The sequence below is a fragment of the Maridesulfovibrio zosterae DSM 11974 genome, from assembly GCF_000425265.1.
Classification (GTDB): Bacteria; Desulfobacterota; Desulfovibrionia; order Desulfovibrionales; family Desulfovibrionaceae; genus Maridesulfovibrio; species Maridesulfovibrio zosterae.
Genome location: NZ_KE384342.1, coordinates 1 through 20147, shown reverse-complemented (window position 1 = coordinate 20147; position 20147 = coordinate 1). Strand labels below are relative to the sequence as shown.

Below are 20147 nucleotides of genomic sequence, written 5' to 3'. Positions count from 1 at the left end.
TTTATCTTTTAAAATTTATAAACAAAATTACAATCTCTATAGATGTTCCTGAGACAGGAATCAAGTATCATTTTTGTTTAAAACACTACTCAATAATTTGTTCTATTTTACAAAACAGTTGCGCAATCAGACTTATCACCCTGCAATTTATCAACAGTATGCTTCAAAGCTGGGAGGACAGCTGCAAGGCTTTCCTTAACCGCCTTTGGACTACCCGGAAAATTTATCACCACGCTCTCTCCAACAGTTCCGGCAACAGCGCGTGAAATCATCGCATGCGGTGTTTTTTCAAGACCTACGGCAACAATTGCCCTTTCAAAACCGGTCAATCTTTTATCAATAACTGCCATCGTGGCTTCAGGCGACACATCACGCGGACCGACTCCGGTTCCACCTGTCGTTAAGATTAAATCAAATTTGCTTAAATGAGCTAACTGCAAAATAAGAGCCTTTAAGTCATTGAACTCATCAGGAATAATATAACCTTGAACTAAACTGGTAGGTAATACCTCACTTACCATTTCAGCAATTAAAGGACCAGCCTTGTCCTCTCTATCACCAGCTGCCCCCTTATCGCTGAGCGTAATATACGCAAGAGAATAACCTTCTTTTTTAACGACAAGTTCGATCTTTTCGCTAAGAGGTAAAATATCCATAACCTCAGCAATCCAGGTCTTCGCCCCCGGCACAGAAGAAGCCCACAGACCGGATATTATCTTTAATAAAGGTCCGCCCTCATAAAAAAGTTCAACTCCGGCACGCAACTCGCTCAACCCCGTATCAACCTTGGCACAACTACATCCAGCAGGAAAAAAACAATCATCACCGAGCAAAATTTTATTACCTTTCTGGACACCGACTAAAGTAGAAAAATCACAACTAATCATAATATTGACCTTTTATTTTAAGCTAGAAGCACTGCTAATATTCCGGTAATAAAAATTCCGTCAAAAGTTCCCGCACCACCAATTGACACAACGGGAGTATCCAATACTCGTCTTGTAGCAGGTGTAGCCAGATGAAGCAGGTCAGCTCCTATCAGAGTTCCTAAGCTTCCGGCAACATAAGCTGCAATAGGCGCGATTTCACCCGGAACAAAAATCAAAGCGGAGAAAGCCGTTATTAAAGGTGGAATCAAAATAGGAATTGCTATGCCTACTCCCGGTACAGGACGGGCTAATGCATAAGTAGCAGCACTCACGACTGCAATACATAGCAGAATCGGAAGATCCAGACCATGGCGTCCCAGAAGCGACATGGAAAGCAAAACAGGTATCACACACCCACCAAGATTGACCGCAACAACCTGTTTAGTCAACGACTTACCCTTTTCAGAAAAATCATATCCTGCGTGAGGGTTAAACATTTTTATACGCCTGACATTCACATCCGGCACAAGACGCTCAGATCGGAATACCGGAATATTAACGCCGCTTCCAAGTAAGGTGGCAATTAGCAGCATAAACCCCTGTCCTGGAGTAAGCCCCAATTTGGAAAAAGCTACAGTTACCATGCCAACCTGTACAAATATAAACAAAAAGAATATAAGAATAAAAAAAATAACACCTAAAAACATTACGGTTGGCAAAGAAAACATAGGACCACGCATTTTTACAAATCTCCTTGTTTTTAATTCCGGAAAGCACTCGGGCTATTTAATGATATTAATGCAGACACTTCAATATTTTATTGCTAAATTAATTGCATCAGATAATAATACCCTCTGGAGGGATATATAAATGAAAGGAATTATACTTGCAGGAGGATCAGGCACAAGGCTTTATCCACTGACTAGGGTCGTAAGTAAACAGCTTTTACCTGTCTATGATAAGCCCATGATCTATTATCCGCTTTCCATTCAAATGATGGCCGGGATTAAAGATTTTTTAATCATCTCTACACCGGAAGATCTCCACAGATTTAAAGAGCTTCTCGGCGATGGATCAAATCTGGGCATTAATATTTCCTATAAAGTCCAACCTGAACCGGAAGGACTTGCTCAAGCATTTATCATTGGTGAAGAATTTATCGGTAATGACAGTGTGAGCTTAATTCTTGGAGATAACATATTTTATGGCAACGATTTGCAGCATATTTTGCAAAAGACAGCGGCGCTCAAAGAAGGCGGAACTGTTTTTGCGTATGCAGTTAAAGATCCCAAAAGATATGGAGTCGTTGAATTTGATAAAAATAAAAGAGTTATCAGCATAGAAGAAAAACCTGACGTGCCAAAATCAAAATTCGCTGTCACAGGATTATACTTTTATGACAACTCTGTCATTGATATTGCCAAAAAGATAAAGCCATCAGCACGCGGAGAGCTCGAAATTACCGATGTAAACAACGAATACCTTAAACGTAAAAAGCTTAACGTTGAACTGCTCGGCCGCGGATATGCATGGCTTGATATGGGAACACATGAATCCCTTCTCCGAGCATCCGCATATGTTGAAGCCATTCAGGAACGTCAGGGGTTCTTGCTAGCCTGTCTTGAAGAAATTGCATTTCGTATGGGCTATATAGATTCTGAGCAATTAAGAACTCTAGCTGCCGACATGCTTAAAAATGATTATGGCCAATACCTTATGGAAATTTATAACGAAGCCCAAGGTTAGCAGCATGAAAAAAATTATTTTGTCTCTTCTTCTTTTATTCATTGCGATCGGCCCGGCACAAGCAAATACTTTGAGTTCAGATCTGTCGATCCCTTTCAACAAGCTCTCAGCTGTACAGAAATCATTGAAAACATTAGGGAGTAACATTTCCGAAGCTGCTGGAGCAGATACACAGCCAGACCGAGTTTACGCAATGCAGGATATGGCAAACATGTGTAAAGTCAGCGCAACGCAAATTCATAGTCTGAATTCCCTCTTTTCGGTGGTCAATCTTGTTAAGAGAAAGGACAGCTTCAAAAATAAAGAAGTAGATATGCTCAAAAGTAAATGCGGATATGCTTTTAACGATATCAGCCGAAGAAAAACTTTTATTAAAGACATACTTACAAAAGCAAAAGACCAGACACTCAAAGATCTTGCAAAAATATTTGAAGCTCAATTAAATATTGTTCTTAAGCAGTTATCTGAAATAAATCGAAATTTTAATAAATAGTATAGATAAAAAAAACGGCGCAAATTGCGCCGTTTTTTTTGAAAAGCCATAAAGTCTTCTCGAAATTCTTTTTAATGGTGACCTTCTTTTTTACCTTCTTCAATTCTGCTGAATGCCATAAACAGAATCCAGGCAAGATAAACAAAGATAAGGGAAACACCAACGAAGCCAGCAGTACTGCTGTGCCCCATATTACTTATAAGTTCACCGATCATACCCTGATACCTCCAAGTATTTAACCCAATTAATTACCAAAATGCTAAATATTAATCACCATTATTTTGTCCAATGTCAAGCGCTAGTTTCAGTATAAATATTGACAAACAAACCCATACATATATTATATATGTAGTTATTCTTTTTAGTTAAAATTTTAATAATTAAATTTAGCTGCTAACGAACACATTCGCCAGCAAGGGTAAGAAATGGTTGATAAGCAAAAAGAAGCAAGCTTCTTAAGCAAGCTTAAAAACAAATTAGATAGAATGCTTGGGAGAAAAAACTCCGAATCATTGGATATCAAATTCAAACCGGCTAAAAGCAATCCTAGCGCCAGAAGAGCTTATCGAATTGATGTTGATAATATGCACGTAATCTGTCGCAATCCGAGAATAAAATGCCGTATATCTGATATCAGTGCCACAGGTATCGGCTTTATCAGTTCAAAAGAATTTCCAGTAGGTGAAACAGTGGAAGCAATCCTCTTCTGGTCTGGAAAGCCAGTGCTTAAAGAATTACATCTGAAAATAATGCGCCACAACAAAAAACTTGTAGGCTGTGAATTTCAAAACCTTGAACGTGGACAGGATAAAATAATCAGTAAATTAGTTCTTGCTGCTCAAAAAAGACAGATCCAAAAAAAACACAATAACCCCGGTACTGATAAGGTTGAAAAAGAAGTAGACACAGAAATTGATCGCCACTCCAAACGTGGAGAAAAAAAAGATACTACTCCAAAGATTAAACTTTAAAGTTATTAAAAATAATCAGGACGAAGGAATAAATATGAAGATAACTATATTAGATGGATACACTGTAAATCCTGGTGATAATCCATGGACGGAACTTGAAAAACTAGGCGAGCTTACAGTCTATGACCGGACAGACCAGAATCAAATAGTTGAGCGTTCCATAAATGCTGAAATTATTATGACTAATAAAACAGTAATAACTGAGAATATCATAAGTTCTCTTCCAAATTTAAAGTACATAGTGGTACTTGCAACAGGATACAATGCTGTAAATATAAATGCCGCGACAGCATGCGGTATCACTGTTTCAAACATCCCGTCTTATTCGCCGCCATCCGTTGCCCAACATGTTTTTGCTATGCTTCTTGGTTTTGCAAACCAAGTAAGCCTTCATGATCATGCAGTCAAAAATGGGGAATGGGCCGCTCAAAATGATTTTTGTTTCTGGAAAACTGCACTTTTTGAGCTGAAAGATAAAAAAATAGGAATTGTCGGTTTCGGAGATATCGGTCAAAAAGTGGGGATAATTGCTAATGCTTTTGGAATGGAAGTCATGGCATATGCCCCGAGACCTAAATCGACTCCAGATTACAGCCCGTTCAAATTTTGCAGCAGGGAAGAACTTTTCAGAGAATCAGATGTCGTTTCCCTACACTGCCCTCTTACTGACGACAATAAAGGTTTTATTGACAAGGCGCTCATTTCCAGCATGAAATCAACTGCAATTATTATCAACACGGCCCGCGGACCGCTTATTAATGAAAAAGACCTAGCCGAAGCCCTAACAAACAGAGTTATTGCCGGAGCAGCTCTTGATGTCGTGGAAAATGAACCTATGCTACCGGGAAATCCTTTAGCAGGAGCACCTAATCTGATCATCACCCCGCACATAGCATGGGCAACTCTGGAAGCTCGTTCGAGACTTAGTGCAATAGCTGTTCAAAACGTAACTGCTTTCCAAAATGGATCGCCAATAAACGTGGTAAACAATCTATAAAATCAATTTCGTGTATACTTATGTATGATATCAACCAAGTCGGCTTTTCTAACCGGCTTGGTTAAAAAATAGTCACAGCCTACAGAATAAGCCTGCTTTTCATTTTCAGGCAAAGCATGGGCCGTTACAGCTATGATGGGAGTCTTATCAAGATTATTACTCTCTTCGTAAGTACGGATACGTCCCGTAGCTTCGTAACCATCCGTAAAAGGCATTTCAATATCCATAAGTACTATATCATACTTATCATCCTTAAACTTTTCTACCGCGATGTTGCCATTCGCGGCAACATCAATGGTATAAGGAAATTTTTTCAGATACAGCTGCACTAAGAGAACATTATTTTCACAATCTTCAGCTAATAAAATTTTCAAAGTTTTCTCAGTTTCAACGCTTTTTTGCAAAGCGGAATTGCTACCAACTTTTACACTATTCATATGCACCTTCACAGCATCAAAAAAGTAAGCAGGTCAACTGCTCACTCCTCCCTTTGACCTAGCGAGAATTCCTATACCAACAATGTTTTATTCGCAATCGTTTTATTAGATAAATAAGAAAAGAATAGTTCATAAATCTTTAAATACCTTTTGGTATATTACCAGAAATTAAGTTAAAGATCTTATTTTTTGTGCAAAAATTTCAAGATCATTTTTTTGTCCATCTTCATACCCATCAGGATATAAAAGTGCTGACATAAAAAATACACTACCAATATTTAATGCTGTTGATGCTGACGTAGAAAAACGTTTCATCCTTTTAACCACCATGGCACGTTCATGTAGCTCCAATCTTTCAGCCAGTGGAAGACCGTTTTCAGCTAGAGAGGCAAGACGCAAGGCCTTACTACGCATCAGTTCTCTATATGCTGATTCATCATTATCATGGTGAAGGACTGTATATGCCCTTCCCTCGATTTCACGAATTTCACAAGCTTCACTATCGAGCCAGTCGGCCAAAACTACATTTGGACTATCACTCATTTTAACTCCGTAATTTTTGAAATTTATTAATTACGGTAAACTCATGAAATTTTAATTGCAAGCTATTCAGGTTTTGACACATATCAGCCTGTTTTTATTGCTAAAGAGATCCGCACATTTGTCTATAATTTCCGCACTCAATCTTGTTCATGAATGGACAAGGGCCCTTCATAAACCATTTTTTTCGCGGACACCAGAATCTGTCTTTAAAAGGTTCGTTACACCCGTGCTCAGTCAACATTTTTCTGCGCTTTGAACCGATAACAATATAATTGTCTTCAATGTGTACATTCAAGAGAGTCATAATGACCTCCACCAGCTTACATCAGCTTTAACTGACTTGATCCTCCTTTCGGGTTGCCTGATTTACAATCTTCCACAACTGAAATATATTATGCACCAAATATGCCACCAATGTGCATACACATGTTTCTTTCTCTTTACTTCTCGATAGAATGAACTTAATCATTTACGTTTGTTTTTATCTCAGTGCTAAATTAATCCGGCAGCGACAATTAACTGCCTAGCCGGTTCAAGGAGTAAGTTTTGCCAATACTTTCCGCCAGCGTCGGCCTTACCAGATACAGAATTTTAGATGAAATTTCAGATGATCTTATCCGGGAAATCCCTGAAAGATTAGCTAAATTTGCTTTCAAAGATATCGACCATACCGCCGAGGAACGCTCCTTCGGCTGGGTAAACATGGATGATATGCTTGATGACAAATGGGCTGTTTCGCCTCCTGAAAAGGCCCAATACTTCACGTTTTCTCTCCGTCTGGATACACGCAGAATACAGCCGGCGGTTCTGAAAAAACATTTACAGATATCTCTCAACCATGAGCTTGCCGAAGCTAAGAAAGAAGGTAAAAATTTCATATCCAGAGATCGTAAAAGAGAAATCAAGGAACAAGTTACCCTTAAACTGCGGGCACGAAGCCTGCCAATACCAGCAGTATTTGATGTAGTATGGAATGTTCCTGAAAACAGAATTTACCTTGCAGCGACCAACTCCAAAGTTATGGATCTCTTCACAGACCATTTTTCTGACACCTTTGATCTTACTCTGGAACCGCTTACTCCCTTCTTTCTGGCAATGGAAATGCTCGGCGAAGAGGCTGTACAAAAACTCGAATCACTCGACCCGACCTACTTCGTAGGCTAAAACAGCAGAATTTAATCCAAGGAGCACATATGGACCTCTTAATGCTTGCCGAAAGGGAAAATAAACTTCTGGGTCAGGATTTTCTGACCTGGCTATGGTATAAAAGTGAAGTACAGGACGGCATGTTCGAACTTGAAAGCGGTGAACGCTTCATGCTTTACATGGAGCAGCGCATGTCCGTTCAGGGCGGCGATGGTGAAAATGTTGATACTGCCACAGTAAACTCTTCCAGCGGAGACATGACTGAAGTTCTCTATGGACTTAAAACAGGTAAAAAAGTTACCCGTGCCCAGTTAAAAATGGAAATTGACGAAAATCTCTGGCAGGTTCAGGTTAAAGCTGATGACTTCACCTTAAGCGGTCTCAAAACTCCCAAAGTGGAAATGAAAGACGAAGAAGGCGATGACCCTGATGCAAAATTTCTGGAAAAAATATTTCTTATAGAAAAATGTATTGCTCTTTTCGACCATGTATTTAAAGATTTTATAACAATACGCATATCCAGTCAGTGGCCTGATGAAGTCTCAAAATTCCGCCATTGGTTGAAAAATGACGAAGGTTAAAAATTTATGGCAAAGATTACATTAGCAGCATTTGGAGACAGCCTTACAGAAGGGTATGGGCTACCTGCCTACAGCTCATTTCCTGCACAACTTGAAAGAAAGCTGCTGGAAAATGGATATCACGTAGAAATTAAAAATTTCGGAGTATCCGGTGACACTTCCGCTGCGGGGCTGGCACGTCTTGCTGATGTAATAGAGAGCAAACCTGACGCTGCTTATGTTGAATTCGGAGCCAATGACTGCTTTCAGTTGGAAGACCCTGAGCAGTTAAAACTTAATTTATCAAGTATGATTGAAGCCTTACAGGAGGCAGGAATTCCTGTTCTCCTGTTAGGCTTTAAACCCATGAATTTCACACCTCAAGGATATGCGTCGGTATTTAAAGCTGTTTTTCCAGCTCTGGCTGAAAAGTTCAATATACCCTGTTATCCAAATCTCACTCTGGGGATATCTGAAGAATCTGAATTCTATCAACCTGATGGAGTTCATCCAAATACTGAAGGGGTCACAGTAATGGTTGAAAATATTTTCCCAATCATACGCAGCTTTCTTAACGAGATTAAAAAATAAGCTTTCAAGTCATACAATTCACTCATTAGTATTGTACTTATTATTTCTTGTATGTATCTTTCTGGACAAAGGACGGATACAAAATGGAAGAAAAAAATAGTACTGATACGCAAAAAGAAATCGTTGCCCCACCTAAATCACCATTAAGACCCTCAGTTGCTCTGATTCTCGGTTCTGAAGGTATCAAATCTTTTTGTGCTCTGCCATTTATAGAATACCTGCAAGCTCAGAATGTTAAAATAGATCTAATTATCGGAGTAAGCGGAGGAGCCCTTCTGGCTGCATTTATGGGAGCTGGATACAACCTTCGTCATATTCAGGAAATTTTTTCTAAAACCTTAGATCCTCGATTTTTCACCGATGTGGACTATAACTCAGTACTTGAAATAGCAAGCACAGGTATGGGCCGGTTTACGGCTGAATCCGGTATTCTGAAAACAGATTGCTTGCGTAAAACATATGAAACAATTTTCAAAGAAACTGACATTTCTGATCTTTCCCCCAAAACAGTTATTACGACGACAGACCTTGCTACCGGAAATCCGGTGATTCTTGAAAAAGGCAATCTGGCTCAGGCCATATACGCCAGCAGTGCAATATACCCGCTTATGCCTCCGGGAAATGTCGATGGTAGAAAATTGATCGACGGAGCATTCTCATCTCCTGTTCCAGTAATGGAGTGCGTCAAACGCCAGATTGATATAATTATTCCTATATACTTTGATGACGCATGCAATCCTGAACCTAAAAGCTTCATGGAGAGCTATTTCAATACCTCCAGAATTTTCAAAAGATCAATTCTTACAAGTCAATTACCAATGGCAATTGACATGCACCACCATGAAATTATCCCGGTTTATATCAAGTACCCACGTTCCATTGAATTATGGGAAATCAACAAACTAAACGAAATCGTTCATGCCGGAAAAGTAGCTTTCACCAATAAAAAAGCGCAGTTTAAAGATGCTATAGTTGAATTTAAAATAAAAAATAAACTGCGTGAAGAAGAGCGTAAAAAGCGTGAAGCTGAAAAAAAAGCTAAAGAAACTGCGCTCGCAGAAGAAAAGAAAAAACAAAATGATGCAGTTGAAAAAATGAAAAACAGTGTCTCTAAAAATGAAACAAAATCCACACCTACAGGGCAAAAACGTATAATAAAAATTACTAAAACGAACAAACACCGAAAGGGACGTGGAGCATGACAAAAATACTTTCAGCAATCAGCATGTTCTTACTTCTTTGCACTTCATCCTTTGCAGATCAACTGGTACTAGGAACAATTTTTGAAACTAAAGGAGATATAGCACCAACAGCACAGGAAGCGATGAACGGAGCGGTGCTGGCCGTTAAAAAAATAAATGCTTCTAGTGGTAAAATAAAAATTGATCTAAAAACAGAAGCAATTACAAGTGGTCCAGAAGATGTACTCAAAGCAGTAGATAAATTTAGCGTATTGAAATCAATCTCTGCAGTCAGCGGCATTTTATCTTCAGATCCGGCCCTGAGCGCAGCTCCTGCCCTGCAAGCAAATGGATTACCATTTCTCTGTACAGGTGCCGAAGTAGCAGAACTTTCTTCAGTTGGACCAAAAATTTTTACACTGGCTGTCCCCGGCAAACGGATAGGACAGATTATTGCCCGATATACAGGAAATACTCTGCAAATAGGTAATATCATTTTAATCAGTTCTGACCTGAGCGACACAGATGCACGGCAAGCTGAAAGCTTTGCCAAATACTTTAGGCAGAACAACGGCAACATAATGGCAGAAATGCGCATTACTGAAAATGACGCAGACTTATCATTCATTGTAAAAAAGATTAATCAACTTACCCCGCCACCGCCGGAAAATAATACAGTTACAAATGAAGAAACAGGTACAGGTACTGCAGGTGGAGCTGAAGCGGACATAATCATACAAAAAAGAGACCCCGCCCCTGCTCAGCCGGAAATTGAAGCTATAGTCATTTTTACTCCTCCACGAATCAGCTTAAAACTATTAGAACTTTTTAATGAAAATAGCATCACCTATCAAATTATCGGTGGTACAAGTTTTGACAGAATATCAATGCAGCAAAGTATAAAGAATTGGCCTGGAATCCTTTTTTATGCAGCACAAGCCAGCCTCCAACGTGAAGATCAGTTGGTTCAGGAATTTGTTCAGGATTACAAAAACTTATTTGGAAACAAACCATCTACCGGCAACGCTGCGCTGGGTTTTGATTCTATCATGCTGCTGGCTGAAGCAGCCCAAAAAGAGGGGTCACAACCAGCAGAAATTATAAAAGGTCTCTCAGGAATTGATAACTTTTATGGTGTCTCTGGAAAAATTTCATTTCAAGATAGGTCCGCACATAAACCTCTTTATATAATCAAGGCACACGCCGGGAAAACTTCATTAGCAACAGAGTTTAATTAAAGTTGTTCATCATCAAGACCTTTCCGCACAGCCTTGACCAGAAAAAAAATCAAAGCTCCAGCGGATACCAGTACAGCTAGAAATTTCCAATTAAGTGTTCCCTTAACCACTCCTGCAGACAGAATATGGCCACCTGTAGCAAGAAAAACAGTCTCTGGAATTATACAAAGAATACTCATCATTAAAAAAGGAAAGAAGCGAACTTTTGTAATAGACCATAAGTAGTTAGCAACAGAATAAGGTACCACAGGAACAATTCTACTTAACGCAAGTACTTTTAGCGGATGTCTATGGCTAAGGACTTCAAGCTTAATAAAGTTAGGATCTTTCCCGAATTTTCTTAATATAAAACGTTTAAAAACAAAACGCCCCATAAAAAAAGAAATAGATGAGCCTACTGCCATACTGACAAGACAGATAGCTGTACCCTTTACTGCACCGAAAAGTACTCCCGCAACCACCACGAAAATGGTCTGTGGTAAGACAAAAATCATTCCAGCAATATTTATCAGCATAAAGAATAAAGGAGCAAAATTGCCGCGGGCATCAACCCAGTCCGCAAGAGCAGACAAGTGTCCCTCTCCGTAATTTTCGATACAATAAGACAGAATCCCGACCACTAACAAAATGACCGTTCCGTGTAACAATATCTTATTACTAAAAATTTTCTTTATTCCCATATTTCCCTGCTTCACTTGTAGTAATAAATACCCTACTATTTCAGTCCGAAGTATACGTGACATCCGCAGCTTATAAGGATAACACACGCATACTAACACTATATTTTATCACTGAAAAAAACTATTTCAGAAAACAATAAAAAGAGGAAAATATGCGTTACGAACTGAAACTCATGGACACCCTCTCAGGAACTGGCTGTTTTGCAGCTTTCCCCGGTCCAAATTTAAGTTTTTCCGAAGTGCTTGATCACCTTGAAGCTCATCCCTTTGATGAATTCATGCATCGCCACATGCTTGATATGCTGGGCAAACATCGTACCCGTAAGATACAAAAATTAATAAAAGAAATAAAAGGTAAATCAGATAAAAAAGTTTTGGCAGCGCTCATCTACGAGGCTGTTCAGACTCACCCCCGTCTGGAATCCCTGAAAGCCGAAGTTGAAAGGGATTTTGATGCTAAGGAGCTTAAAAATTATTCTCCCACTCTGCATCTGCGTTCTTTTTTATTACCGGATCAACCGCTGCACAACAAATGGACATCCATCTTTGCGGACAATATGGAACAGCATGATGAGCTGCCCACTCTGGAAGAAGCAGGAATTCCTGAACTATACAAAACTGAAGAGCTCCCATCCAATATTTTCACTACAGCAGCAACTATCCGTGATAACTTAGATGCAAAGAAAAAACTTCCGCCGGCAAAAGATCGTGCGCCTATGGCTGAAGTAACTGCTAATGCAAACAAAAAACTTGATGGCATAGGTGTGTTCTTAGGTCCTCAGATGCGTCAGAAAGGCTGTCTAAGCCCTTTTTCAGTACTTCACCATTGGATGGTTGATAACAGCACGAAAAATGGAGCATTCAGCAATTCATTGCGGGCCATTCAGACCAGCTATGGACGCGGATTTACTTATGAGCAGGCATGTGTCTCCTGTGCCATGGAAGTAGCTGAAAGAGTCAGTTCGTATGCCAGCATCGGCAAATCGGGTGTAACAGGCCGTACGAATGACCTTCCTGTTATTCAAGGAACATATGAAGAAATATCTAAAATCGGTCCCGCCCTTGATCCTAATTTATTAACTCTTGAAACACCTTACGAAAGCCAGTCTCTCTGGTGGATGCCGGCTGATAAATTCAACGGAGATGAATATGTTGATACTTGGCTCCCGGTGCAGCATGTCTTTTTGTTCTGCAACCTTGATGAACAAAACCTGTTCAGCGGCTTAAGTTCAACAGGCCTTGCATCAGGAAACACTTTTGCAGAAGCACAACTTAGTGCGTTGCTGGAGGTATTGGAAAGAGATTCTGATTCCACAGTGCCATTTGACAAAAAGAAATGCTTCACCATAGAAACAAGTGACCCCGAGGTTCAAAAGCACCTTGATGATCTTAAAGCCTGCGGAATCAATGTCTGGTTTCAGGATATGACCTCGGAATTTGGTATACCCTGCTATAAGGCTTTTGCGGTAGGTAAACATGGGGATATCAATAAAGGCGGCGGCTGTTCTTTAAATGGCAGAAGAGCATTGCTTTCTGCGCTTACAGAAGTACCCTACCCCTTCCCCGGCCCTCCTACATCAGAAGCTCCGAAAGGCCTGCCGACACGCAAACTGGAAGATTTACCAGACCTTTCAACTGGAAGTGCAGAGGGAGATGTAATGGTTATAGAAAAAACATTGACCGCCAATAACTTCTTCCCGCATTATGTCGATCTGACCCGCAAAGATCTGGATATTCCGGTAACAAGAGCAATTATACCCGGTCTGGAAATTGTTTCCGACCTTGATAAGTTCTCACGAATCAGCAAAAGACTGTACAGAAACTATCTCGACATTAAAAAAAATCTATAATATAATGCCAATATACTTGACTAAGTAGACGACAAAGTATATCAAACATTTCTTCCATGCCCGGATGGCGGAATTGGTAGACGCAAGGGACTTAAAATCCCTCGGCTTTACGGCTGTGCGGGTTCAAGTCCCGCTCTGGGTACCAGCAAAGACAGGGGTTTATGAGAATTTTAGTAAAGATTCTTATAAACCCTTTTCTCATTTAAGGTGTTTTTACACCCTATTTACACCTTTCTTTGAGGTAGAGCCAGCCAAACAGGCTTACACCCACCAATTGATTTTTTACACCCGGACTGAGGTTGAGAATTTTTTTGCATTATGACAAATTATTCGTGATTAAGCTCGGTAGTTGAATCGATAACGTATTGGAGGGCCTTTTCACCAGCTTTTTTGTATTTTATTGGTGTGTATAAGACATAATAAATCCTCCATCCTGTATCAACTTTACTTTGCAAATTTTCAAGTCTCTCTCCTGCTATATATTCCTTTTGTACCATTATGTAGTTTTTGTTTTTTGTATATACAGCCTCCATTGTTGATTCAAGGCAATTGTAATCGATGTAGCACTTTCTGCCGGGTTGTATTCGATTGCAGTAATAGTCGTAGCTGTCAATCATCCCCTCAGCTCTTAGCCTCCGCTCAATCTCGCGGTATGTGGCTTTGCATACGTCCTGTGCTTTGTCTACGCCTCCTGTAGTATATGTTATCACTGCTGGGTGAATATTTTGTTTAGCCCAAGTTAATCTTTTACTCTCAATCATTATGCATGATTTTGCTGTTTGGTTGGAAAAATAAGCTCTTTCTGTATAGCGGGAATTGTTAGGAATAAGAAAAGAAGGGAACCATTCTGGGCGATTAAAGGAAACATCCCATCCTTCAGGAGGTTCTACTTGGAATGTGTGTTGAAGACTTTTATAACAATTATTTTCAATAACGGGCTTCTTATGCTTATGAGCACACCCAACAAGTCCCACCATTAAACAGACGACAAGCAAAACAACTCTTTTCAGCATATACCACCTCGTAAGTTCGATATTGATATTTTAAATCATACTTTAATCCTAAACGGTAACTCTGTGAATAGCCCTTGAGAAGAAAATGCCCCGACACACCGAAGCATGAAGGGGGTATACGAAAGCCGGGACAACCCCGGCAATTAGCATAATCCAAAACTTGCGACTGAAACCGAACTACTGAAACCATCCTCAAACATGCCGCCGTAATCATCGCAGTTTTCCATAAAATCAGGCTCGTAATTGGGTATGACCTCGCCGCAAGCTACGGCAAAAGTTTCATTGTTACCGCCAAGGGAGGCACTGATCATCTCAGAACAGGCATAGCGCACACTGTCAGCCCCGTGGTTGTTTTTGTCGATAATGATGGATGTTATCTCGTTTGTCTGCTTGTCGCGTTTATATGAATAGGTGCTAAACTCATAAATCAGGTTCTCGCAAGACGAGTCGATAATAACGTCCCAACTCCTGATAAAGTCAATTCCATGCTCAATGCTTCCCGCCCCTTTGCGAGCGGCTACGGTGTTAAGTCCGTGCTTCTGGCAATATGCGATTTTATCAGGCGCGGAGTTGTCACAATAGATTTTCTGCTTATCAAGCCCCTTTAGCTTTTTCATTTTTTCAGGAATCTTTTCTAATCCAAAGTGTCCATAGACTTCGGAGTCAATAAACATCTTTCCGGCTTTATCATCGAACCATAGCCTATAGAAAGCGTGTGGGTCTGCGCCGCTATTTCGGATTGGTGGACATAATCAAGGCACAGAAAGTTATACCAATTTTAACCTTTAATCTCGGAGGATAGATTATGCGATTATTTATAGCAGAAAAAAGAGATGTAGCACTCGCCATATCTACTGCGATGGGAGGTCCTGAAAAACCTACCGGAGCTGCGTTTCATGTAAACGGCGACTGTATAACATGGCTCTGGGGTCATATACTGAGGCTGACTGATCCGGAAGAACACGATGAGCGTTACAAGCTCTGGGACCTGAATTCCCTGCCTATGAAATGGCCGGTCACCTATGCCCCTGAAAGCAAACACGCCGATCATCTCAAAAAGATTATTGACCTTGCCCATCAAGCTGACGAGCTGGTCAATGCCGGCGACCCGGACCCGGAAGGTCAGCGGCTGGTCGATGAAGTTATCGAATTTGCTGGTCTGCTGGAAAAACCAACCAAAAGATTGCTAATCAACGACAACAACGGTTCTGCAATTCTCAAAGCCCTTGAGAACATGGATAACAACAGCAAGTTCCACGGGCTGTCCATGTCCGCTCTTGCACGGGCTGTTTGTGATCAGCGATACGGCTACAACCTAACTCGCTGTTACAGCTTACTGGCACAGAGGAAAGGATATGAAGGAGTACTTTCAGTAGGACGGGTGCAAACTCCCATTCTTGGTTTAGTTGTTGCCCGTGACAGAGCACATGAAGCTCATGAAAAACAGGGCTACCATACCATTAAGGCCCTGATTGATATGCAAAATGGAATTTCAATATCTGCTGATTACACTCCAAAAGAAGGAGATCCAATCGACGACAAAAACCGCATCATAGATGCAGTATTTGCGCGTAAAATTGTCAACGAGGTGCAAGGTAAGCCGGCAACCGTTTTGACTGTAGAAACTGCTGAACGCAAAAACACTTCTCCTCTACCATACAACCTGCTGGCTCTTCAGGCTGATGCAGCTGGAATCTGGAATTACAAACCCAAAAAAGTGCTTGAAATTACCCAGCGACTACGTGATCAGCACAAAGCCATCACATACAACCGCAGTGACTGCCGCTATCTCAATAATGACCGTCACGCTGAAGCACCGGAACTTTTGCAGGCTCTTAAGCCGGCTTTTGGCGATATGGCCGAACACGCTACCCCGACGCTTAAATCTAAAGCCTTCAACTCCAAAAAAGTCACCGCTCACCACGCCATCATCCCAACCATGAATGTTCCGGATCTGGATAAACTAGGTCAGGATGAAAGGCGCATCTACGAATTGATAGCCAAACTCTATATTGCCCAGTTCTATCCTCCTGCAGAATTTATGGCCACAAAGCTTGAACTCGAAATTGCCGGCCACAATTTCAAAGCTGAGGGAAGGCTGAACAGCTCATCAGGCTGGAGAGTTCTTAGCGATCAGGATCTCAGAGACTTTGAAAATGCCGAAAAACAACCTGAGCTGCACAAGCTTCAGCGATCCGATTCCGGCACGGTTGAAACTGCTGAGAGCGTAAAAGGATTTACCAAACCTCCGGCTCGCTATTCCATGAAAACCTTGCTCAAGGATCTCACCGCAGTCTCTAAATATGTGACTGACCCGGAAATAAAAAAGCTGCTTCTGGATAAGGACAGCGACAAGCAGGACGAGTCCGGCGGAATTGGAACACCTGCTACGCGTGATTCACATATAGACACCCTTTTTCGCCGTTCTTTTCTGGCTGAAAAAGGAAAACATATCATCAGCACTAACATTGGACGCAGCTTTCATGATGCGCTACCCGATTTCGCTGTTAAGCCGGACATGACCGCCCTCTGGCATGAGAAACAGAAAAAAATTGAAGCCGGCGAGCTGGATTACCGCCAGCTCATCGATGAGGTGGACAAATCCGTAGCCGATGAAATCGACCGCGTAAAAACTAACGGTCTAAACATCAATATCAAGAGCTCAGCTATCCAGTGCCCCAAATGCGGGAATGGATTCCTGCGCTCACGCAAAGGCCCCAAAGGTAAATTCTGGGGCTGCTCTGCCTATCCTGAATGCAAAGCAACCTTTCCCAACAAAGCAGGTAAGCCTGATCTCAAAGCCAAACCGACCCAAAAGCTTAAAGCCTCTGAAGAGTACAAGTGCCCTGATTGCGGCAAAGGTCTGATTCGCAGGCCTGCCAAGCGCAAAGGCTTGTTCTGGTGGAGTTGCAGCGGCTTTCCGGAGTGTAAGTTCCGCTGCTTTGATGAGAAAGGGAAACCTAAATTTGAAAACTGACCCGCAAATTAAAGGAGAAAAAATGACCGACAACGACGAAATCAAAAGCCACCTGAACGAACAGGCTGACCAGCTCACAAACGAACTGGAAGAAAATCCCGGCGCGACCATGGAAGTCGATCCGGAACTGGCTGACCACATGGGGGCCTTTGAAGAAGACGCCCTCACAGCGGAAGATGCGGAGGACGCATCATTCGATCCATTTGATCCTGAAGAAGCAGAACAGGAGGAATGAGCACATGGCTAAGGACAAGACACCATACTATCAGCGTTTTGCTGATAAAATTATTGAAAAGCTGGAAGAAGGAACCGCGCCCTGGCAGCGGCCATGGAAGCCGGGTGAATATCAGCCGGCTTTCAACCCGGTAACAGGAAATGTCTATCGTGGATTCAACCAGGTCATGCTTGGTTCTGACGGCCTGAATGATCCTAGATTCATGACCTATAAGCAGGCAGAATCACAGGGCTGGCAGGTTCGCAAAGGAGCGAAGTCCCAGACGCTTGTTTTTTGGCAATGGTCAGCAATAAACGTAGTTAAAGATGAGGATGGCAAACCGGTACGCGATGACGATGGAAACATAAAAACTGAACGAGTTGAACGAGAGAAGCCGTTTATACGCTTCTTCAATGTGTTCCACGCCAGCCAGATTGACGGAATTTCCGAATGGGATGGCCGGGAAATCTCGTGGAATCCGGATGATCGGGCTGAAGCCATTCTGGAGAATTCAGGCGCAAGCATCATTCACGATCAACGCGACCGGGCATTCTACAAACCTTCGTCTGATGAAATCCACCTTCCCCCACACGCATCCTTTGACAGTCCCGACAAATATTACAGCACTGCCCTGCATGAATTGGGACACTGGACTGGCCATGAATCACGGATGGACCGTGAATTCGGTCCCTTCGGTTCGGAGATCTACGCCAAGGAAGAACTGTGCGCGGAAATCGCAAGCTGGATGACCAGCGCGGAACTAGGCATCAGCCATAATCCGGAACAACATGCCAGTTATGTAAAAAGCTGGGTCAAAGTTCTGAAGGAAGATCCTTATGAAATTGTCCGGGCCTGCCAGAGAGCTGAAAAGATCAAGGATTACACTCTAGGATTTGAGAAGGAACGCAGTAAGGAAGCAACCAAGGAGCAAGGCATGTCAGTTTCCGGTCCGGACAAAGACAAGCTGGAGCAACGCGAATCAAGATATGGAATTCCTGAGAATGGCAAGACCTGGCTCAAAGTGCCCTTCTCTGAAAAAGATGAGGCAAAACAACTTGGAGCCAAGTGGGATAAGAAACAAAAGATGTGGTTCGCTCCTGAAGGCGAAGACGTCCAAAAATTCGCTGCATGGCTACCGGAAAACAAAGCCGTAGCGCAGCAAAAGGAAAAGCAGCAAGAGCCCAGTCTTGCCACAGAAAAGACCTATCTCAATGTTCCCTATCGGGAAAAAGGACAGGCCAAGAAACTCGGCGCACGCTGGGATAAATCCGAGAAACTGTGGTTTGCTGCTACCGGAACAGACCTCAAGCCTCTTGCCAAGTGGTTGCCCAAGGAAAAGATCAATGCTCCGCAGACAAACGCCGTGCAGGAATTCGCCAAGGCCTTGCAGGAAGCCGGACTAGATCTTCAAGGCCAGCAACCGATCATGGACGGCACTCTTCAGCGCGTGCCGGTCATCGATGGTAAGCCCAATTCAAAAGACGGAGCATATAAAGGATTCCTTGATGCCTACCCTGCAGGATTCATCCAGAATCACAAGACCGGCCTGAAAATGAACTGGAAGGCTGACGGCCTTGAACTTACCGCTGAGGAAAAGTCCCAAATCAAGGCGCAAGCTGCCCAGAAAATGATAGAGCGTGAAAAAGCCCTCGCCGAGCAGCGCGAAAAGGCTTCAAAGCGTTCATTTGCCAAGTGGACCAACGCAAAATGGGCCACCCAGCAACAGGAATACCTCATTAAAAAAGGTGTTCCGGGCTACGGGGTCAAGGTCAACGAGCGCGGGGATTTACTTGTGCCAGGTCGAGACGTGAACGGTCATATCCACACCCTGCAAACCATCACGCCGGAAGGCAAGCTTTTTGAAAAAGGAGGTCTGAAGGCAGGGATGTTCCACACCATTGATCCCGGCGAAAACATAGCCAAAGGAGGACCGATCCTCGTTGCCGAAGGTTACGCCACTGCGGCAAGCGCATATATGGCAAGCAACATGCCCACAGTAGTGGCTTTTGATTCTTCCAATCTTGAGCCGGTCGCTAAAGCCCTGAAGGCCAAATATCCCAAAAGCTCCATAGTGCTGGTCAGTGACAACGATCATCATCTTGAAAAGAATGTCGGGATAGAAAAAGCCGAAGCAGCATCCAAGGCAGTAGGCGGTCTGATGGCAACGCCCAAGTTCAATGAAGCCGAAAAAGAGCAAGGTCTCTCCGACTTCAATGATCTTCACAAATCGCGCGGAATCGGTGAAGTGCAGAAACAAATGTCCCAGACCATCAAAATGGCAAAATCCATGAAGGCAGGAGCACTGCCGCTGGCTATGGCGATGTAACGACTACCCCAGATGGGCTCTGAGGGGGGACCATCTAAAGCATTACAGACTTCTCCCACCAGAGATCCACTGTTTCAATCTGCTGTCATTACGCAGAATCGTTCAACTAAAAATCCATCGCCTACCAGTCAACAGAAACAAGTTTCAATCTGCTGTCATTACGCAGAATCGTTCAACGGACTATCCAGTTCGATGGACTCCTTCTCGTTGGTTTCAATCTGCTGTCATTACGCAGAATCGTTCAACTCCAAGGCGGATTCAAAGACATGGGTGAGAGTGGTTTCAATCTGCTGTCATTACGCAGAATCGTTCAAC

Annotated in this window: 23 protein-coding genes and 1 tRNA gene; 15 read left to right on the top strand and 9 right to left on the bottom strand. The window is 42.3% G+C overall.

Annotated elements, in window-relative coordinates; translation table 11 throughout:
- Window positions 1–107: 107 nt before the first annotated feature.
- Together H589_RS0111615 and H589_RS0111610 are read right to left on the bottom strand one after the other, a co-directional pair.
- A complete protein-coding gene (locus H589_RS0111615) occupies window positions 108–887 on the bottom strand; it encodes a MogA/MoaB family molybdenum cofactor biosynthesis protein (protein ID WP_027722168.1) in 780 nt (259 codons plus the stop codon).
- Window positions 888–904: 17 nt separating this feature from the next.
- Window positions 905–1609 (bottom strand): DUF1614 domain-containing protein, encoded by a 705-nt coding sequence (locus H589_RS0111610; RefSeq protein WP_027722167.1) that lies wholly within the window; start codon window positions 1607–1609, stop codon window positions 905–907.
- Between the two features lie 130 nt (window positions 1610–1739).
- Between H589_RS0111610 and rfbA the strand changes: the two genes are divergently transcribed.
- Together rfbA and H589_RS0111600 are read left to right on the top strand one after the other, a co-directional pair.
- Window positions 1740–2615, top strand: coding sequence for a glucose-1-phosphate thymidylyltransferase RfbA (gene rfbA / locus H589_RS0111605; protein WP_027722166.1), 876 nt, complete (start codon window positions 1740–1742; stop codon window positions 2613–2615).
- Between the two features lie 4 nt (window positions 2616–2619).
- Window positions 2620–3108, top strand: a complete 489-nt coding sequence (locus H589_RS0111600; RefSeq protein ID WP_027722165.1) for a hypothetical protein — start codon at window positions 2620–2622, stop codon at window positions 3106–3108.
- A 71-nt stretch (window positions 3109–3179) separates the two neighbouring features.
- Here the strand turns inward: H589_RS0111600 and H589_RS20940 are convergent, their stop codons facing one another.
- Window positions 3180–3323 carry a hypothetical protein gene (locus H589_RS20940; protein WP_169433119.1) on the bottom strand — a complete coding sequence of 48 codons (144 nt, stop codon included), beginning with the start codon at window positions 3321–3323 and terminating at the stop codon, window positions 3180–3182.
- A 210-nt stretch (window positions 3324–3533) separates the two neighbouring features.
- On the opposite strand from H589_RS20940, the gene H589_RS0111590 reads away from it, so the two are divergent.
- Together H589_RS0111590 and H589_RS0111585 are read left to right on the top strand one after the other, a co-directional pair.
- On the top strand, window positions 3534–4079 hold the full coding sequence (locus tag H589_RS0111590; protein ID WP_027722164.1) for a PilZ domain-containing protein: 546 nt from the start codon (window positions 3534–3536) through the stop codon (window positions 4077–4079).
- A gap of 34 nt (window positions 4080–4113) precedes the next feature.
- A complete protein-coding gene (locus H589_RS0111585; RefSeq protein WP_027722163.1) occupies window positions 4114–5076 on the top strand; it encodes a D-2-hydroxyacid dehydrogenase in 963 nt (320 codons plus the stop codon).
- Window positions 5077–5078: 2 nt separating this feature from the next.
- Here H589_RS0111585 and H589_RS0111580 read toward each other — a convergent pair whose 3' ends face one another.
- From H589_RS0111580 to H589_RS0111570, 3 genes are all read right to left on the bottom strand, one after another.
- Window positions 5079–5513, bottom strand: a complete 435-nt coding sequence (locus tag H589_RS0111580; RefSeq protein ID WP_027722162.1) for a response regulator — start codon at window positions 5511–5513, stop codon at window positions 5079–5081.
- Between the two features lie 168 nt (window positions 5514–5681).
- Window positions 5682–6056, bottom strand: a complete 375-nt coding sequence (locus tag H589_RS0111575) for a hypothetical protein (protein WP_027722161.1) — start codon at window positions 6054–6056, stop codon at window positions 5682–5684.
- A gap of 100 nt (window positions 6057–6156) precedes the next feature.
- Window positions 6157–6360 (bottom strand): hypothetical protein, encoded by a 204-nt coding sequence (locus H589_RS0111570; protein WP_027722160.1) that lies wholly within the window; start codon window positions 6358–6360, stop codon window positions 6157–6159.
- 242 nt (window positions 6361–6602) lie between these two features.
- On the opposite strand from H589_RS0111570, the gene rdgC reads away from it, so the two are divergent.
- The 5 genes from rdgC (at window position 6603) to H589_RS0111545 (ending at window position 10772) form a co-directional block, all read left to right on the top strand.
- Entirely contained in the window at window positions 6603–7220 is a 618-nt protein-coding gene (gene rdgC, locus H589_RS0111565; protein WP_027722159.1) for a recombination-associated protein RdgC, read from the top strand.
- A 29-nt stretch (window positions 7221–7249) separates the two neighbouring features.
- Window positions 7250–7783 carry a hypothetical protein gene (locus H589_RS0111560; RefSeq protein ID WP_027722158.1) on the top strand — a complete coding sequence of 178 codons (534 nt, stop codon included), beginning with the start codon at window positions 7250–7252 and terminating at the stop codon, window positions 7781–7783.
- A 6-nt stretch (window positions 7784–7789) separates the two neighbouring features.
- On the top strand, window positions 7790–8353 hold the full coding sequence (locus tag H589_RS0111555) for an arylesterase (protein WP_027722157.1): 564 nt from the start codon (window positions 7790–7792) through the stop codon (window positions 8351–8353).
- Between the two features lie 83 nt (window positions 8354–8436).
- Window positions 8437–9555 (top strand): patatin-like phospholipase family protein, encoded by a 1119-nt coding sequence (locus tag H589_RS0111550; RefSeq protein WP_027722156.1) that lies wholly within the window; start codon window positions 8437–8439, stop codon window positions 9553–9555.
- Window positions 9552–10772, top strand: a complete 1221-nt coding sequence (locus tag H589_RS0111545) for an ABC transporter substrate-binding protein (protein WP_027722155.1) — start codon at window positions 9552–9554, stop codon at window positions 10770–10772. The genes H589_RS0111550 and H589_RS0111545 overlap by 4 nt, the downstream gene beginning before the upstream one ends.
- Here H589_RS0111545 and H589_RS0111540 read toward each other — a convergent pair.
- A complete protein-coding gene (locus H589_RS0111540; RefSeq protein ID WP_245577133.1) occupies window positions 10769–11344 on the bottom strand; it encodes a TVP38/TMEM64 family protein in 576 nt (191 codons plus the stop codon). The genes H589_RS0111545 and H589_RS0111540 overlap by 4 nt on opposite strands.
- A 260-nt stretch (window positions 11345–11604) precedes the next feature.
- On the opposite strand from H589_RS0111540, the gene H589_RS0111535 reads away from it, so the two are divergent.
- Both H589_RS0111535 and H589_RS0111530 read left to right on the top strand, forming a co-directional pair.
- Window positions 11605–13302, top strand: a complete 1698-nt coding sequence (locus H589_RS0111535; RefSeq protein WP_027722153.1) for a YcaO-like family protein — start codon at window positions 11605–11607, stop codon at window positions 13300–13302.
- 58 nt (window positions 13303–13360) lie between these two features.
- Window positions 13361–13447: transfer RNA gene (locus H589_RS0111530), tRNA-Leu, on the top strand.
- 181 nt (window positions 13448–13628) lie between these two features.
- On the opposite strand, the gene H589_RS0111525 is transcribed toward H589_RS0111530, so the two are convergent.
- A complete protein-coding gene (locus tag H589_RS0111525; RefSeq protein WP_027722152.1) occupies window positions 13629–14315 on the bottom strand; it encodes a hypothetical protein in 687 nt (228 codons plus the stop codon).
- Between the two features lie 143 nt (window positions 14316–14458).
- Window positions 14459–15055, bottom strand: coding sequence for a terminase large subunit (locus H589_RS0111520; RefSeq protein WP_084146992.1), 597 nt, complete (start codon window positions 15053–15055; stop codon window positions 14459–14461).
- Window positions 15056–15120: 65 nt separating this feature from the next.
- Between H589_RS0111520 and H589_RS0111515 the strand changes: the two genes are divergently transcribed.
- From H589_RS0111515 to H589_RS21270, 4 genes are all read left to right on the top strand, one after another.
- Window positions 15121–17292: a DNA topoisomerase gene (locus H589_RS0111515; RefSeq protein WP_027722150.1), complete on the top strand. Its 2172-nt coding sequence runs from the start codon at window positions 15121–15123 to the stop codon at window positions 17290–17292.
- Between the two features lie 22 nt (window positions 17293–17314).
- Window positions 17315–17527: a hypothetical protein gene (locus H589_RS0111510; protein WP_027722149.1), complete on the top strand. Its 213-nt coding sequence runs from the start codon at window positions 17315–17317 to the stop codon at window positions 17525–17527.
- 4 nt (window positions 17528–17531) lie between these two features.
- Window positions 17532–19832, top strand: coding sequence for a zincin-like metallopeptidase domain-containing protein (locus H589_RS0111505; RefSeq protein WP_027722148.1), 2301 nt, complete (start codon window positions 17532–17534; stop codon window positions 19830–19832).
- 12 nt (window positions 19833–19844) lie between these two features.
- On the top strand, window positions 19845–20147 hold a 303-nt coding region (locus tag H589_RS21270), incomplete at its 3' end, for a hypothetical protein (protein ID WP_425411461.1).

Excerpts from the sequence above, each read along its gene's own strand:
- H589_RS0111615 (WP_027722168.1), bottom strand. The coding sequence starts at position 887 with ATGATTAGTTGTGATTTTTCTACTTTAGTCGGTGTCCAGAAAGGTAAT.
- H589_RS0111610 (WP_027722167.1), bottom strand. The coding sequence starts at position 1,609 with ATGCGTGGTCCTATGTTTTCTTTGCCAACCGTAATGTTTTTAGGTGTT.
- rfbA (WP_027722166.1), top strand. The coding sequence starts at position 1,740 with ATGAAAGGAATTATACTTGCAGGAGGATCAGGCACAAGGCTTTATCCA.
- H589_RS0111600 (WP_027722165.1), top strand. The coding sequence starts at position 2,620 with ATGAAAAAAATTATTTTGTCTCTTCTTCTTTTATTCATTGCGATCGGC.
- H589_RS20940 (WP_169433119.1), bottom strand. The coding sequence starts at position 3,323 with ATGATCGGTGAACTTATAAGTAATATGGGGCACAGCAGTACTGCTGGC.
- H589_RS0111590 (WP_027722164.1), top strand. The coding sequence starts at position 3,534 with ATGGTTGATAAGCAAAAAGAAGCAAGCTTCTTAAGCAAGCTTAAAAAC.
- H589_RS0111585 (WP_027722163.1), top strand. The coding sequence starts at position 4,114 with ATGAAGATAACTATATTAGATGGATACACTGTAAATCCTGGTGATAAT.
- H589_RS0111580 (WP_027722162.1), bottom strand. The coding sequence starts at position 5,513 with ATGAATAGTGTAAAAGTTGGTAGCAATTCCGCTTTGCAAAAAAGCGTT.
- H589_RS0111575 (WP_027722161.1), bottom strand. The coding sequence starts at position 6,056 with ATGAGTGATAGTCCAAATGTAGTTTTGGCCGACTGGCTCGATAGTGAA.
- H589_RS0111570 (WP_027722160.1), bottom strand. The coding sequence starts at position 6,360 with ATGACTCTCTTGAATGTACACATTGAAGACAATTATATTGTTATCGGT.
- H589_RS0111560 (WP_027722158.1), top strand. The coding sequence starts at position 7,250 with ATGGACCTCTTAATGCTTGCCGAAAGGGAAAATAAACTTCTGGGTCAG.
- H589_RS0111555 (WP_027722157.1), top strand. The coding sequence starts at position 7,790 with ATGGCAAAGATTACATTAGCAGCATTTGGAGACAGCCTTACAGAAGGG.
- H589_RS0111550 (WP_027722156.1), top strand. The coding sequence starts at position 8,437 with ATGGAAGAAAAAAATAGTACTGATACGCAAAAAGAAATCGTTGCCCCA.
- H589_RS0111545 (WP_027722155.1), top strand. The coding sequence starts at position 9,552 with ATGACAAAAATACTTTCAGCAATCAGCATGTTCTTACTTCTTTGCACT.
- H589_RS0111535 (WP_027722153.1), top strand. The coding sequence starts at position 11,605 with ATGCGTTACGAACTGAAACTCATGGACACCCTCTCAGGAACTGGCTGT.
- H589_RS0111525 (WP_027722152.1), bottom strand. The coding sequence starts at position 14,315 with ATGCTGAAAAGAGTTGTTTTGCTTGTCGTCTGTTTAATGGTGGGACTT.
- H589_RS0111515 (WP_027722150.1), top strand. The coding sequence starts at position 15,121 with ATGCGATTATTTATAGCAGAAAAAAGAGATGTAGCACTCGCCATATCT.
- H589_RS0111510 (WP_027722149.1), top strand. The coding sequence starts at position 17,315 with ATGACCGACAACGACGAAATCAAAAGCCACCTGAACGAACAGGCTGAC.
- H589_RS0111505 (WP_027722148.1), top strand. The coding sequence starts at position 17,532 with ATGGCTAAGGACAAGACACCATACTATCAGCGTTTTGCTGATAAAATT.